The organism is Flavobacterium sp., from assembly GCF_044360715.1.
Classification (GTDB): domain Bacteria; phylum Bacteroidota; class Bacteroidia; order Flavobacteriales; family Flavobacteriaceae; genus Flavobacterium.
In genome coordinates, this window is sequence record NZ_JBIKJY010000025.1 from 16,185 (window position 1) to 31,669 (window position 15,485).

The following is a 15,485-nucleotide window of genomic DNA, read 5'->3' on the forward strand; positions in this document are numbered from 1 at the left end:
TATTAAAATGAAAAAATATATTTTATTACCCGTTTTATTCTTGTCAGGAATTGCAGCCATTACGGTTTCATGTTCAGAAGATTTTATTAACGAAAATCCTCCGTACACTATTGATTCTGAAAATTATTTCAATTCAGAGCAAGATTATAATAATGCATTAATTGGTGCATACGAAATGTTAAATTCTACATACATTAACGTAATGTTAGGAGAAATTGCATCTGATAATACGCTTTCTGGAGGTGAAAGTGCTACAGATGTGTTAGGAATTCAACAAATTGATGAAATGACTCACACGCCTGTTAATGGAAACTTAAAAGATGTATGGAACTGGACATCAGCAGGTGTGCAACGTTGTAACTATATCTTAGAATTTAAAGATAAAATTGACTTTACAGGGAAAAATCAAATCATTGCAGAAACACGTTTCTTACGTGCTTATTTCAGATTTGAATTGGTTAAGTTTTTTGGAGGTATTCCGTTAAAAGGAGATAAAAGATTCGAATTAGATGATGAGAAATCAATTCCTCGTTCTTCTATTGCAGACTCTTATGCTGCTATTGAAGCAGATTTACTTTTCGCAATTGATAATTTAAGCCCAACAGCTCCTCAAGTTGGTAGAGTAACTAAAGGTGCAGCACAAGCGCTTTTAGGAAAAACGTATTTATTTCAAAATAAATTTTCTCAAGCAGCTACAGTATTAGATCAAGTAATTACTAGTAATTCATATACTTTGGTAAGCAACTACAATACTATTTTCGAAAATAACAACGAAAACAATTCAGAATCTGTTTTTGAAATTCAATATACTGATGCTCAAGGTGCTAGTTTTGATTGTTTACAATGTAGTAAAGGGAATGTAGCTGTAGGTTTCAACGGAATTAGAAATTATAGCGGACCGTTTTTTGATGGTGGATATAGTTTTAATGTACCTACTCAAGCCTCTTATGATGCCTATGAAGTTGGTGATAACAGACGTGATGTTGCTATCTTAAATATTGTTACTTGGGCTGCAGCAAACAACGCTTCTTATGGTGAAGGTTATAAACATACAGGATTTTTTAACAGAAAATATTTAGCACGTCAAGGTGATTCAAATATTGGAGACCAAAACTTAACCAATCCAAACAACTATAGAGCGATTCGTTATGCAGATGTATTGCTTATGGCGGCTGAAGCTTTCAATAGAAGTGGAAATGATGTTAAAGCAAGAACGTACTTAAATTTAGTAAGAAGAAGAGCTTTTGGAGATAACAATCACGATATTTCAGCTTCTGGAGCAGCTTTAACAGATTTTATTTGGGCGGAAAGAAAATTAGAACTAATGGGTGAAGGCCACCGTTTCTTCGATTTAGTTAGAACTAACAAAGCGGCTACTTCAATTACTGGTTTTGTTACTGGAAAACACGATTTATTTCCAATTCCATTAGAAGAAATTCAATTCTCAAACGGAAATTGGCAACAAAACCCTAACTACTAAAATTCAATAGATATGAAAAATATAAAATTAGTACTAAGCTTATTTGTATTAACCATTTTTGGTTGTACAATTGATGAGAGCAGCACAGATTTAGAAGGTGTAAATGCACCAAGAAATATTTCTGCTTTAATGACAATTAAACAAGATAATTCAGGTAAAGTAACTATCATTCCAAAAGGTGAAGGTGTAACGCAATATGAAATTTATTTTGGTGATGGAACTACTGCTCCTGCTTTTGTAAGCCCAGGAAGTTCAGTTGATCATGTGTATACAGAAGGTGTTTTTCCAGTTCGAATTGTAGCAATGGCTATAGACGGACAAAAAACAGAAGTTACACAATCACTTACGGTGTCTTTTTTAGCACCTACAAATTTAAATGTTACCATTAGTCCAGTGGTTGGAAATAATATGGCTATAACAGCTCAAGCAACTGCAAATTTAGAAACGTTTTTCCAAGTATATTGGGGTGAAGATCCAAATCAAGTACCGCAAGACTTTATGGAAGGTCAAACCGTGACGCATACGTACGCATCAGTTGGAACTTTTACAGTAAAAGTGGTAGCTTTAAGTGGTGGTGCTGCAACAACTGAATACCAACAAAATGTAACGATTTCGAATCCAGTTTTAATGCCAATTAACTTTGAATCAGCTACATTAAATTATGCATTTACCAACTTTGGTGGTGCTAATACAACAGTAGTAAATAATCCAAATGTTAATGGAGGAAATGGAAGTGCAAAAGTGGCTAAACTTACAAAAAATACTGGTTCAGAAGTATGGGCTGGTTCATTTATCGAATTAGGTAGTCCAATAAATTTTGCTACCATGCAAAAAATTAAAATTAAAGCATGGTCACCACAATCTGGTATTACAGTTAAAATGAAGTTAGAAAATTTAGCCAATCCAAATATTAATACAGAAGTAGATGTTACAAACACAACTGCTAATGCTTGGGAAGATTTAGTTTTTGATTTTACAGGTATCAATAATGCAAATAATTACCAAAGAGTAGTTTTGTTTTTCAATTTTGGAAATGCGGGTACGGGATTAAATTATTATTTTGATGATGTAGAACTTACTACTGGTGCTGAAAGTTTAGTATTACCATTAACGTTTCAATCTACTACATTAACGTATTCATTTACAAACTTTGGTGGCGTGTCAACAGATGTAGTAACTAATCCTAACGTAACAGGTATTAATACTACTACTAAAGTTGGAAGAACAGTTAAAACTAGTGGTGCACAAACTTGGGGAGGTTCATTTATCGAACTAAGCAGTCCAATTAATTTTGCTACCATGCAAAAAATTAAAATGAAAGTATGGTCGCCACAAGCAGGTGCTGTAGTAAAATTAAAATTAGAAAACTTAGCAAACGGAACAGGTATTAATACAGAATTAGATGCGACTACTACAGTAGCAAATGGTTGGGAAGAATTAACCTATAATTTCACAGGTATAAATAATGCTAATAATTATCAAAGAGTAGTAGTGTTTTTCGATTTCGGTAATGCTGGAAACGGAGCAACTTATTATTTCGATGACATTAAATTATCTAACTAAAAACAATCAAACATGAAAACAATTGTAAATAATATATTAGTTACGCTATCACTACTTTTAGTTTTTAGCTGTCAGGAAGAAGATAATGTGTTTGGTGATTTATCAGCACCTACAAATTTAACCGTTCAAGCAAATATTGAAGGTGTAAGTACCGCTAATCCAAATGGAGATGGTTCAGGTGTGGTTAATTTTGTAGCAACAGCTACAAATGCAATTTCTTATAAATATGTATTTAGTGATGGAACTACTGCAAATGCGCCTTCGGGACAATTGCAAAAACGTTTTACACAACCAGGAACCAATGAGTATACTATTACGGTAACTGCTTCAGGTAAAGGTGGTGTTAGTACTACAACTACTTTAACGTTACAAGTTAGAAGTGATTTTACTGATGCAGAAGCGGTGCAGTTTTTAACTGGAGGTTCTCAAAAAAGTTGGTATTGGTCTGCTTCAGAGCCAGGACACTTGGGTGTAGGCCCTAATAGCACTGATGCAACTCAAAATTATTATCCACACTGGTATCAAGCAGCCCCATGGGAAAAAGCTGGAAGTCCGGCTAGTAGCTGTTTATATGAAAATGTTTTGCATTTTTCATTAGTAGGAGGTCAATTAAAATTCCTTTTAGATAATGGAGGAAGTACATTCTTTAATAAAGATTTTAATAGTGTAGTGGGTGCAACTTCACCAGATGATGGATGTTATTCTTATGATACTTCAGGTTTAAAAACAGTTACTTTATCGCCATCTGAATCGTTAGTGGTTGGAAATAATATTCCGAATCAAACACGTGGTACGATGTTAAATATTTCTGACGGAGGATTTATGGGATATTATATTGGACAAAGTTCTTACGAAATTATGTCTATTACTAATAACAGAATGGTAGTAAGAGCGGTAATGGGTGGAAATCCAGCATTAGCTTGGTACCATACGTTTACTACAATTCAACCAGTTCAAGATCCAATAACAGATTATACAAACTTAGTATGGTCAGATGAGTTTAATACAGATGGTGCGCCTGATACTGCCAAATGGGGATATGATATTGGCGCTGGCGGATGGGGTAATGGAGAGTCTCAATATTACACAAATAGTGCAAATAATGTTATTGTTGAAGGGGGTAACCTTAAAATAACTGCAAAAGCTCAAAATTTAAGTGGTTCTAACTATACTTCAGCACGTTTAAAATCTGAAAATAAATTCGAATTTAAATACGGAAAAGTTGAGGTAAGAGCAAAACTTCCTGTAGGTGGTGGAACATGGCCTGCTATTTGGATGTTAGGTGAAAATTATGCAACCAATACTTGGCCAGCTTGTGGAGAAATTGACATAATGGAACACAAAGGAAATGAACCAAACAAAATTCATGGTTCATTACATTATCCTGGAAACTTTGGTGGAAATGCCAATACGAATACAACCATGATTACAGGTGCTTCTACTCAATTTCATGTTTATAAAGCAGTATGGTCACCTAATTCTATAAAAATATATGTAGATAATGTATTGTTCCATACGGTAGCAAATTCAGGTTCTTTACCATTTAATGCAAACTTCTTCTTGATACTTAATGTAGCTATGGGAGGTAACTTTGGAGGTACAATAGACCCAGCGTTTTCACAATCTGCAATGGAAGTAGATTACGTAAGAGTATATCAATAATATTTATAAAACTAAGTAATAACAAGAAGACGTATATATGTCTTCTTGTTATTCATTTTTTATCTCATTAAATTTAACAATGGATTTTAAGTCAATAAAATATTACCTAATTGCCAGTGTATTGGTTGTCAGTTGTGCTACTCCTAAGAAGGGTAGCTTTTCTGCTAAAACAAAAACGTTAGATCAAAAAGTAGATTCACTTTTGAATATCATGACGTTGGATGAAAAAATTGGACAATTAAATCAGTATAATGGTTTTTGGGAAATTACAGGACCCGCTCCAAAAGACGGACAGGCTGCCAAAAAATATAACGATTTAAAGAATGGTTTAGTAGGTTCCATGTTAAATGTAAAAGGGGTAAAGGATGTATATGCGATTCAAAAAATCGCTGTAGAACAAACCCGTTTAGGCATTCCGTTATTATTTGGTTTCGATGTCATTCATGGTCACAAAACAATAAGTCCTATTCCATTAGCGGAAGCCGCAAGTTGGGATTTAGATGCCATTAAGAAATCAGCGCAAGTAGGGGCAGAGGAAGCCGCTGCTGAAGGAATAAACTGGACATTTGCTCCAATGGTTGATATTTCAAGAGATGCCAGATGGGGTAGAGTTATGGAAGGTGCCGGAGAAGATACGTATTTAGGTAGTAAAATAGCTGCTGCCCGAGTAAACGGATTTCAAGGTGATTTATCTACAAATAAAAACATTTTGGCTTGTGCCAAACACTTTGCAGGTTATGCATTTGCAGAAGCCGGTAGAGATTACAATACCGTAATGGTTAGTGATGAGGTACTTCATAATGTGATTTTACCTCCTTTTAAAGCGTCGGTAGATGCAGGTGTAAAAACGTTTATGAATTCTTTCAATGAACTAAATGGTGTTCCCGCAACAGGTAGCAAATTACTTCAAAGAGATATCTTAAAAAAGAACTGGAATTTTGACGGATTTGTAGTATCTGATTGGGGTTCGATTATTGAAATGATTCCTCATGGTTATGCCAAAAACAGCAAACATGCTGCAGAAATTGCCATTCAAGCAGGTTCTGATATGGATATGGAATCGTATGCGTATGTAGAACATTTAAGTGCTTTAGTAAAAGAAGGAAAGGTAAGTGAAAATCTAATTAATGATGCTGCAAGAAGAATTCTTAAAGTAAAATTCGAATTGGGTTTATTTGACAATCCATATAAATATTGCGATGAAGCACATGAAAAAGCAACAGTTGGAAAACAAGAATTTCATGATGCTGTTTTAGATGTAGCTAAAAAATCAATTGTTTTATTAAAAAACGAAAACAACCTATTGCCTTTAGCGCAATCGGGCAAAAAAGTTGCCTTAATTGGTGCTTTAGCTTCAGACAAAACAAGTCCTTTAGGAAGTTGGCGCATTGCTGCACAAGACAATACAGCTGTTTCTGTATTAGAAGGAATGCAACACTATAAAAACAATCAACTAACTTATGCAAAAGGTGCTGATCTTACTGTAGGAAGAACTCAGTTTGTATGGGAAACTCATATAAATACAACTGACACATCAGGTTTTTCGGAAGCTATTGAAGTAGCTAAAAAAGCAGATGTTGTTGTGATGGTTTTAGGAGAACACGGGTTGCAAACTGGTGAAGGTAGAAGTAGAACAGACTTAGGTTTACCGGGTGTACAACAAGAATTATTAGAAGCCATTTATAAAGTAAATAAAAACATTGTTTTGGTTTTAAATAACGGTCGTCCATTAGCTATTCCTTGGGCTGCAGAAAACATTCCTGCTATTGTTGAAGCTTGGCATTTGGGTACAGAAAGTGGAAATGCTATCGCTCAAGTGTTGTATGGCGATTACAACCCAAGCGGAAAATTACCTATGACGTTTCCAAGAAATGTAGCGCAAGTACCTATTTATTATAATTATAAAAACACAGGGCGCCCTACAATGAACGAACCAGAAAGTGTATTTTGGTCGCATTATTCAGATGAAAAAAACACACCACTTTTTGCTTTTGGGCACGGTTTAAGTTATTCTAAATTTGAGTATTCAGATTTAAAATTAAGTGCTACTACATTAGCTCAAGGAGGAAATATAAACGTTACAGTATCATTAAAAAACAATAGTACTGTAGCAGGAAAAGAAGTAGTACAATTGTATATTAGAGATATAATTGGAAGTACAACTCGACCAGTTAAAGAATTAAAAGGATTCGAAATGGTAGCATTACAGCCTAACGAAACCAAAACTATTACTTTTACAATTACAGAAGAAATGCTTGCCTTTTATACGGCTAACAACAAATGGGAAACCGAAGCAGGAGATTTCAAAGTATTTGTAGGAGGAAGCTCAGACAAAACAATTGAGGCTAATTTTGAATTTATAAAAACCAATTAACATGCGATTATTTCTTGTTTTATTTTTAGTTAGTCATTTTTCATTTTCGCAAGACGATAAAAGAAAATTGGTGTGGGAAGAAAATTTTAATACCACTACACTCGATGAAACTACTTGGAATTTCGAATTGGGTAATGGTTGCCCAAATTTATGTGGTTGGGGAAATAATGAAGCCCAAATCTATACAAATAAAAATCACGAACTAAAAGATGGTTTTTTAATTATTGAAGCAAAAAAAGAAGGCGAAAGCTACACTTCTACAAGAATTACTACTCAAAATAAAAAAGTATTTCAATACGGACGCATTGAAACGCGTGCAAAATTACCAGTTGGTACTGGATTATGGCCGGCTTTTTGGATGTTGGGTCAAAATATTTCTACTGTAGGTTGGCCTAAATGTGGCGAAATTGATATTTTAGAATATGTAGGTAAACAACCTGATATTGTATTTACATCATTACATACACAAGCCAGTCATGGAAATACGATTAATACAAAGAAAACAACAATCCCAACGATAGAAGAAGGTTTTCATACGTATGCTATTGATTGGACGAAAGATAAAATAGCATTTTTTGTTGATGATGCGTTAGTATATACGTTTCAACCTGAAGTAAAAGATGAAAATACGTGGCCGTATAACCAACCTTTTTATTTTATTATTAATGTGGCAATAGGTGGAAATTTCGGCGGTCCAACAATTGATGCTTCTATTTTACCACAAAAATTCATTTTAGATTATATTAAAGTATATCAATAAACTCAGTAGTTTATCACTTTTTTCAACGCATCTTTTTTCACTTTAGTACATTAAAAACGTTAAATTTTTAAATTATATTTGGTATTTAGAAATATTTAACATTATATTTGCTACTAATTAACCCTTAAAACCTATTTGCTTATACTATAAAAATACTTTTTTTAAAATTTTAGTTCCAAATCTAAAAAGTATATTTATGGCAAATAGAGTACAAACTCCTGATGCAATTTTATTGCAAGACTATATTAGTGGAGACGAAACAGCTTTACAAGTTTTAATAGAAAGACACCAGTCTAAAATCTTTGGTTTTATTTATTCCAAAATTCCAGACCGTTCGGTTTGTGATGACGTTTTTCAAGACACGTTTATTAAAGTAATTAAAACGTTACGCACCAAAGGGTACAATGAAGAAGGTAAATTTTTACCTTGGGTAATGCGTATTGCTTCTAATTTAGTTATTGACTATTTCAGACATAATAAAAAAATGCCATTTCAACGAGAAACCGACGAATATAGTATTTTTGATTTTATGACCGATTCAAGTTTGACAATTGAAAACCAACTAATTGAAAACCAAGTAGAATTAGATGTTAGAAAAATCTTAGAACAACTACCTGAAGATCAGAAAGAAGTGATAAAAATGCGTTTTTACGAAGATTTAAGTTTCAAAGAAATTTCTGAAATTACAGGTGTGAGCATCAATACTGCCTTGGGTAGAATGCGCTATGCTGTAATTAATTTAAGAAAAATCGTAGAAAAAAATAATATTATTTTAACGAATTAAACAATTCATACAATAATGTATTGTGTTTTGCGTTATCCTATAAATAAACATTTAAGTTCGTATATGGGAAAACTTTACGCTAAAAAAAGACAATCAATTAAAGAAATGAAACCCAATAAAAATGTAGTTAGTTTAATATTGAGTTATTCGCAGGCTATGAAAATGGTTAAAGTAGGAAATCTTACTTTTGAGAGCATAGCAAATTGATTAAAAATGCTTCGGAAACTATTTCGAAGCATTTTTTTTATAATATTCATTAAGAACAGATTTTCTTCCAATCGTTTTTGTGATAGTATCTTTTTCTAAATCCCAACCTCTTGCAGGTGAGTATTCTCGGCCATACCAAATAATTTGCAAATGCAACTCGTTCCAAGTTTCTTTCGGAAAAATAGCTTTGGCATCTTTCTCGGTTTGTACCACGTTTTTACCTGATGTTAAATTCCATCGGTACAATAATCGGTGAATGTGTGTATCTACTGGAAATGCGGGTACTCCAAATGCCTGACTCATTACTACGCTAGCGGTTTTATGTCCTACTGCCGGTAAGGCTTCTAATGCTTCAAAACTTTGAGGTACTTCGCCGTTGTATTTTTCAATTAAAATCTGCGATAAACCGTGAATGCCTTTCGATTTCATAGGTGATAATCCGCAAGGACGAATGATTTCCTTAATTTCTTCCACACTCATTTTTATCATATCGTATGGATTATCTGCTTTAGCAAATAATAATGGTGTAATTTGATTGACACGAACATCTGTACATTGCGCCGATAGTAAAACAGCAATCAGTAAGGTATACGGATCTTTATGGTCTAAAGGAATCGGAATTTCAGGATACAAATCGTTTAACGTATTTATAACAAATGTTGCACGCTCTTTTTTAGTCATTTTTGTATATTTGATGTGGTAAAGTTAATCAATAGCAAGAACAATATCAAAAATCAATAACAATAGCAATAACAAATTCCAAATTCCAAATAACAAATAACAAATTCCAAATAACAAATAACAAATTCCAAACAACAAACAACAAACAACAAACAATAAACCAAAAACATGACACATTTAAAAGTAGGCGATAGCGCACCAAGTTTCTCAGGAACCGACCAAAACGGCAAACAACATACTTTAGTTGATTATAAAGGAAAAAAACTAGTGGTTTTCTTTTATCCGAAAGCCAATACGCCGGGTTGTACCGCCGAAGCTTGTGATTTACGAGACAATTACGAACGTTTTCAAGCCAATAATTACGAATTGTTAGGCGTGAGTGCCGATAGTGCTAAAGCACAAAAGAAATTTGAAGAAAAATACAGCTTCCCATTTGCCTTATTGGCCGATGAAGACAAATCTGTGATTGAAGCCTTTGGCGTTTGGGGACCTAAAAAGTTTATGGGTAAAGAATATGACGGTATTCATAGAACCACGTTCGTAATAGACGAAAACGGTACTATAACTGATGTTATATCTGATGTGAAAACCAAAGCACACGCCAGTCAGATTTTAGGATAAAGAAAAAGGGTTTTCATAGAATTAATTGTACAATTAAAATTGTTTTAATATATTTGGGTAAATTAAATTTCTAAAACAATGTCAAATAAATTCACAATTTTATTTTTATTAGTAGTATCAACCAATTTATGGAGCCAAAATAAAAGTTTTGCAATAGGCTATACCGGTCGATTATTGATCAATGCTACTTTTGCAGAGAATTCTAATTCAAGTGTAGAAGGTTCACAGTATATTGATGATAAGTTTTTTCCTTCACAATTTACTTGTGTTGATGAAGCTACACCACCTATCCGATACAATGCTTACCGAGATGAAATGGAATTTATGAAGGACGGTAAAATGTATTATGCAAATAAAATAGATTCTTGTGTAATTATTTTATCTAATAAATTTTATAAATATGTTTCTTATAAAGAGAAGGATGTTACTAATGGATATTTAGTATTGCTTACTAAAACGGCCAACCCAAAATATAACTTATATAAAAAAGAAAAAGTGGTTTATGTTCCAGAATATGTTCCTAATTCGAATTATGGAGAGCCTAAACCTGCAAATTATGCCATTGAGAAAAGCAAGTTTTTTATTGGAAATCAAGAGGGTATATCTGAGTTCCCAAATAAGAAAAATGAATTTTTAAAACTTTTTCCTAATCAAAAAGATATACTAGAAACATATATAAAAGAAAATAAGATTTCTTTCAGTGATGAATTAAGTTTAATAAAACTAGTAGATTATTTAAATACGCTTTAATTTCTGACATAAAACCAAAATACACGCCAGTCAGATTTTAGGATAAAGAAAAAGGGTTTTCAAATTAGATGAAAACCCTTTTTTTATGCTAATCCCTTCAATTATTTAACAACGATTATTTTTATTAACTGCACGTTTAAAAAGTACTTTATTGTCTTTTGCAATATAGTCGCTAGAAAGTATTAAATACGGATGATTGTTTGAAAATCCTGCGCTATGACTTCTTACTAGTATCTTATCGTTTACTTTTAAGCTTTTAAGTAACTCAAATTCCTTTGGAATAAATTGCATCATATAGGTTTCGCCCTCAATTTCTACGATAAGCCATTTTGGACTATCAGATGGTGCATTTTCACGCTGAAACGTAACAGATTTAACCACTGCTTCCATATCACTAAACGCTTTAAAGTGCTTTTTTACTTTTTCGTAACTGGCATCTATTTTTTTACCTTCTGGAGAGTTTTCCCATTTTTTGTATGCTATCCCATCTGGGCTAGCTTCCCATTTTTTACGTGCTGCTTTCATTTCTTCAGCCGTAAGTGGTTTTTGCAATGCTTTTTTAGTTGGTTCTTTTTTACTATCGTTGTTGGCAACCACTACGCTACTCACCACAACCGCTACTAAAAACAAGGTAAACAAGATTTTTTTCAGATGTTTCATATTGTGAATTTTAGTTTATATTTTTTTTAGAATTGTCGCTATGGTTCTAACGCCATAACAAGTATTTATAACAAATAAACTAAATATATCGCAGTAGCCAAAATATATAATTATAAAAAAAACTTAAAGTTTAGATTTGAAGTTCTATAATTGTTGCCTTCGAGTGCCTCAGGCAACAATACAGAAACAATATTTATTATATGGTGGCTGAGGCTCTCGAAGCCACCATCTGCTTTCTAGTGCCAGTTCTATTGTTGCCTTCGAGTGCCTCAGGCAACAATACAGAAACAATATTTATTATATGGTGGCTGAGGCTCTCGAAGCCACCATCAACTCTCGAAGCCACCATTTTATTTCCCCAAATCCCTATATGCTTTTGCTAATTCTGGTAGTAAATTGCTATTACCTTCAATTAGAGCTTCTTTCTTTTTTCTACTCCAACCTTGTATTTGTTTTTCACGATAAAAAGCGGTATCAATTCTTGCATATTCTTCATAATAGACCAAAGTAACAGGCAAATGTTTTTTAGTATGATTAGCCCCTTCACCATTTTGATGCTCTGCCAATCTTCGTTCTAAATCAATTGTACTTCCAGTATAATAACTTCCGTTAGCACAAAGTAAAATGTACATATAACCTTTCATAGATGTATTTATTAGTTGCTTTTATATATTGTTGCCTTCTTTTATTGTTGCCTTCGAGAGCCTCAGGCAACAATACAGATGGTGGCTGAGGCTCTCGAAGCCACCATCAACAACATATATTGTTGCCTTCGAGAACCTCAGGCAACAATATCATGGTGGCTGAGGCTCTCGAAGCCACCATCTGCTTTTCGATTTCCTTCATATATTGCTGCCTTCGAGAACCTCAGGCAACAATATCATGGTGGCTGAGGCACTCGAAGCCACCATCAACTCTCGAAGCTACTCCTTCAAAAACCCATACTCATACACTTTCGGTTTAATCTTATCTGCTAAAACAGCCAATTTACTTCGTAGTTCGCTAATTAACTCCATATACCTGGCGTCGTTGCTTTTGGAATTCATTCTGCCTTTTTCGTTTCTGCCTTGGAAGTGCTCTCGGATGTCGTACAAATTACTTATTTCCTTTAGCTCTATTGTGCGATTTACACAACATTTCACAATTCTTAATGTCGGTCGCTCCGCCTTTGCTCCAAGCGGTTACGTGGTCTGCGTCCATTTCGGTAAGTTTCCAAATTTTGGTTTTGTTGGCATCGTGACCGATTGCACAATGTGAACAATTTGACACGTTTTTCTTTTCGGCTTCTGCTGTTTGAATTGCGTATGTTGATTTTTTTGTTGCTTCGTCAAATACACGAACTTCCAACAATTTGTAGTCGGTTGAACCACCTAAAATAAATTCAAAAACGCCTTTTCTGTTTTTTATATAGGGGTCGGCATACAATTTTTTAACTTGTTCCGAAACAGTTTTTGAGTTGTACGGTTGCTTTTTGTATGTTTCATAAAGTCTTCCCCAATCAAGTCCTTTCATTTCGCTTTCAACATCGGTAAATACAGTAGAAACCCAATCAATAACACTTGTGAAATAATTTTTCAGTTCTGTAATGTTGTTGTCAAATCTGTGTCGGCTCATATACACACCTACATCATCTTTACTTACCCATTCCAACGCTCTTTCTAAAAAGTCTTGTCTGTTGGCACTTCCTGATATGTACGCACTCCATTTTTGGATGTTTGCATTTTGGCTGTTGCTAAATTCTTCTTTGCCCAATGTTACAAATGGTCCAGAATACACTGCGTTTAGTAATTCTTGATTGGTTAATGGAACGCCTGAAATATTGATCGTTCTAAACCATTCTTTTATTTCACTTTCGGTGCCTTCACATTCATATATTAAGAGTTTAGCGTTTAAAATTTTGTGTTGTTTGTCTTCTGCAATACCACTAAAATATTGCTCCATTCCATTTTCGTCTTTAATGGCAAATTTGTTGGTTACAAAACGTCCAAAACTAGTAATACGTTGTTGTCCGTCTAAAACTTCAAGACTATTTTCATTTACTCGGTTAAAATAAATTAAACCTAATGGATACCCTTTTAAAATAGACGCAATTACAGCAACATCTCTTTTACCGTCTGCATAAATGTAGTTGCGCTGGTATTCAGGTTGAATGGTTAAGGTACCCGAAAGTCCAAACAAACCTTTGCCTTCTAATTCGTTATATATAAACCCCTCGCAAATGGCTTGGATGGTGATGTCTGTTCTTAAGTTTGTATTCATTGTTTTTTGTGTTTGATTAAAATTCTTTGATAAACTGTTTTAGCTTTAGCATCTACTACTAAATAAGGATTTTGAATTCTCCAAGTTATATCTTGCTTTTTATATTCTTTTGCTTTTTCTTGACTTGGTGGTGTGAAAAAATAGCATTCATTTTCTGCCCATTCTATATCTCCACCTCTCCAAATTATCTCAAATTGTTCGGGTGAATATTTGTCTAAAAAAGTAATTGGAACTCCCATAACACCATCATAATCGCTTGGAATAGCATCAGTAAATGGAACATCTATTGCATCATAATTTTCATACTTATTATATGATTTTTGACCTTTAATTTCTTTGTGTTTGCTAAACTTTAAATTATCTTCAATTGTCATTAATGGCATTGGCTGGTGTCTTCTTCCGTGGTCAATGTTAGTAAACCAACAAACACCAGGTACACGATTTACCTTGTCTCCATTTTGTTCTTTTTCAAATTTATAAGTGTCTGAATAAACAAAATCTGTTGGCACTTTGAAATACATACCAGTATTAAAATTTGTTGCACCTAACCATAGCTTATCTGATTGTATTAATTGGAAAAGTTCTTTATATGTAATCGCATTCATATTACCAATTATTAAAAGTTTTTTGTCAGCTTCAACTATCCAATTTAAAAAATTTCTAAACAAAGAAAATGGCGGATTGGTAATTATTATATCGGCTTCATCTCTAAGTTTCTTTACTTCTTCGCTTTTAAAATCACCATCGCCTTCCAGATAAGTCCACTCCAAATCGTTTACATCAATTTTTCCATCTTTGGTTGTATCGTGGGTGAGGGTAAATATTTTACCGTTTACGTTGGTTTTGTTTTGGTCAAACTGTGGTGCGTTGGTTTCAAAAAGGGTAGGTTGGTAATTAGTTTTGTACAATTTACTTTTAGGAGCATAGCTTGTACTTATAATTTTTTTTAAACCAAACCTTTTAAAATTTTGCGCAAAAAATTTAGTAAAATTGCTCCATTCAGGGTCGTCACAAGGCAGTAAAATGGTTTTGCCTCTAAAGGTGTTGGGGTTAAAGTCCAAATACGCCATTATTTCTTTTTCAATGTCGTGGTATTGGGTATAAAATTCGTCATTCTTTGCATTTTTAGCTTTAGATAGGTTACTATTAGCCATTGGTTTTTTTGGGGATTAGGTTATACTTTTATTTCAAACTACCACAGTTGGGGCTGTGGGAGTAGGGCAATATGGTTTTTTTTCAAACCTGACAGGTTTCAAAAACCTGTCAGGTTGTATTAGCCTTTACCACGCGAAAAAATTCGCGCTGTTGCGGGGGCAAAAAAGGGTGTTTGTGTCGTGTTTGTTTTTTATTTCATAGTGTAGGTTTTTTGTTTTGCTCAAAGTCAGGAGACGTTGCGCAGCTGGTTTTTTTTTTCAAACCTGACAGGTTTCAAAAACCTGTCAGGTTGTATTAGCCTTTACCACGCGAAAGGATTCGCGCTGTTGCGGGGGCAAAAAAGGGTGTTTGTGTCGTGTTTGTTTTTTTATTTCATAGTGTAGGTTTTTTGTTTTGCGCAAAGTCAGGAGACTTTGCGCAGTTGGGTTTTTTTCAAACCTGACAGGTTTCAAAAACCTGTCAGGTTGTATTAGCCTTTATCACGCGAAAAAATTCGCGCTGTTGCGGGGGCAAAAAAGGGTGTTTGTGT

General features: G+C 33.8%; 14 protein-coding genes. 8 read left to right on the top strand and 6 right to left on the bottom strand.

The features are described 5' to 3' along the window. Positions 1-7: 7 nt before the first annotated feature. The 6 genes from ACIQ16_RS08615 (at position 8) to ACIQ16_RS08640 (ending at position 8,623) form a co-directional block, all read left to right on the top strand. The gene (locus ACIQ16_RS08615; protein WP_396150611.1) at positions 8-1,480 is read left to right on the top strand and encodes a RagB/SusD family nutrient uptake outer membrane protein; all 1,473 of its coding nucleotides are present in this window, start codon (positions 8-10) and stop codon (positions 1,478-1,480) included. A 12-nt stretch (positions 1,481-1,492) separates the two neighbouring features. Next, complete coding sequence (locus ACIQ16_RS08620) at positions 1,493-3,043, top strand: hypothetical protein (RefSeq protein ID WP_396150614.1); 1,551 nt, start codon at positions 1,493-1,495, stop codon at positions 3,041-3,043. A 12-nt stretch (positions 3,044-3,055) separates the two neighbouring features. Continuing rightward, positions 3,056-4,705, top strand: coding sequence for a family 16 glycosylhydrolase (locus ACIQ16_RS08625; RefSeq protein ID WP_396150616.1), 1,650 nt, complete (start codon positions 3,056-3,058; stop codon positions 4,703-4,705). 79 nt (positions 4,706-4,784) lie between these two features. Next, the gene (bglX, locus tag ACIQ16_RS08630; RefSeq protein ID WP_396150618.1) at positions 4,785-7,079 is read left to right on the top strand and encodes a beta-glucosidase BglX; all 2,295 of its coding nucleotides are present in this window, start codon (positions 4,785-4,787) and stop codon (positions 7,077-7,079) included. Between the two features lies 1 nt (position 7,080). Continuing rightward, positions 7,081-7,839, top strand: a complete 759-nt coding sequence (locus ACIQ16_RS08635; RefSeq protein ID WP_396150620.1) for a family 16 glycosylhydrolase — start codon at positions 7,081-7,083, stop codon at positions 7,837-7,839. Between the two features lie 196 nt (positions 7,840-8,035). Continuing rightward, complete coding sequence (locus ACIQ16_RS08640; RefSeq protein WP_396150622.1) at positions 8,036-8,623, top strand: RNA polymerase sigma factor; 588 nt, start codon at positions 8,036-8,038, stop codon at positions 8,621-8,623. 225 nt (positions 8,624-8,848) lie between these two features. Here the strand turns inward: ACIQ16_RS08640 and nth are convergent, their stop codons facing one another. Then, complete coding sequence (gene nth / locus ACIQ16_RS08645) at positions 8,849-9,511, bottom strand: endonuclease III domain-containing protein (protein ID WP_396150624.1); 663 nt, start codon at positions 9,509-9,511, stop codon at positions 8,849-8,851. Between the two features lie 168 nt (positions 9,512-9,679). Here nth and bcp point away from each other — a divergent pair, with 168 nt between their 5' ends. Together bcp and ACIQ16_RS08655 are read left to right on the top strand one after the other, a co-directional pair. Beyond that, complete coding sequence (bcp, locus tag ACIQ16_RS08650) at positions 9,680-10,132, top strand: thioredoxin-dependent thiol peroxidase (protein ID WP_396150626.1); 453 nt, start codon at positions 9,680-9,682, stop codon at positions 10,130-10,132. Positions 10,133-10,210: 78 nt separating this feature from the next. Further along, the gene (locus tag ACIQ16_RS08655; protein ID WP_396150628.1) at positions 10,211-10,882 is read left to right on the top strand and encodes a hypothetical protein; all 672 of its coding nucleotides are present in this window, start codon (positions 10,211-10,213) and stop codon (positions 10,880-10,882) included. 105 nt (positions 10,883-10,987) lie between these two features. On the opposite strand, the gene ACIQ16_RS08660 is transcribed toward ACIQ16_RS08655, so the two are convergent. The 5 genes from ACIQ16_RS08660 to ACIQ16_RS08680 all read right to left on the bottom strand — a co-directional run bounded on the left by ACIQ16_RS08660 (position 10,988) and on the right by ACIQ16_RS08680 (position 14,955). After that, complete coding sequence (locus ACIQ16_RS08660) at positions 10,988-11,542, bottom strand: hypothetical protein (RefSeq protein ID WP_396150630.1); 555 nt, start codon at positions 11,540-11,542, stop codon at positions 10,988-10,990. Between the two features lie 350 nt (positions 11,543-11,892). After that, positions 11,893-12,174, bottom strand: coding sequence for a GIY-YIG nuclease family protein (locus ACIQ16_RS08665; RefSeq protein ID WP_396150632.1), 282 nt, complete (start codon positions 12,172-12,174; stop codon positions 11,893-11,895). 291 nt (positions 12,175-12,465) lie between these two features. After that, positions 12,466-12,636 (bottom strand): hypothetical protein, encoded by a 171-nt coding sequence (locus ACIQ16_RS08670; RefSeq protein WP_396150634.1) that lies wholly within the window; start codon positions 12,634-12,636, stop codon positions 12,466-12,468. A gap of 1 nt (position 12,637) precedes the next feature. Beyond that, positions 12,638-13,801 (bottom strand): HNH endonuclease family protein, encoded by a 1,164-nt coding sequence (locus tag ACIQ16_RS08675; RefSeq protein ID WP_396150636.1) that lies wholly within the window; start codon positions 13,799-13,801, stop codon positions 12,638-12,640. After that, positions 13,798-14,955, bottom strand: a complete 1,158-nt coding sequence (locus ACIQ16_RS08680; RefSeq protein WP_396150638.1) for an adenine-specific methyltransferase EcoRI family protein — start codon at positions 14,953-14,955, stop codon at positions 13,798-13,800. Before ACIQ16_RS08680 ends, ACIQ16_RS08675 begins: the two co-directional genes overlap by 4 nt. Between the last annotated feature and the right edge of the window lie 530 nt (positions 14,956-15,485).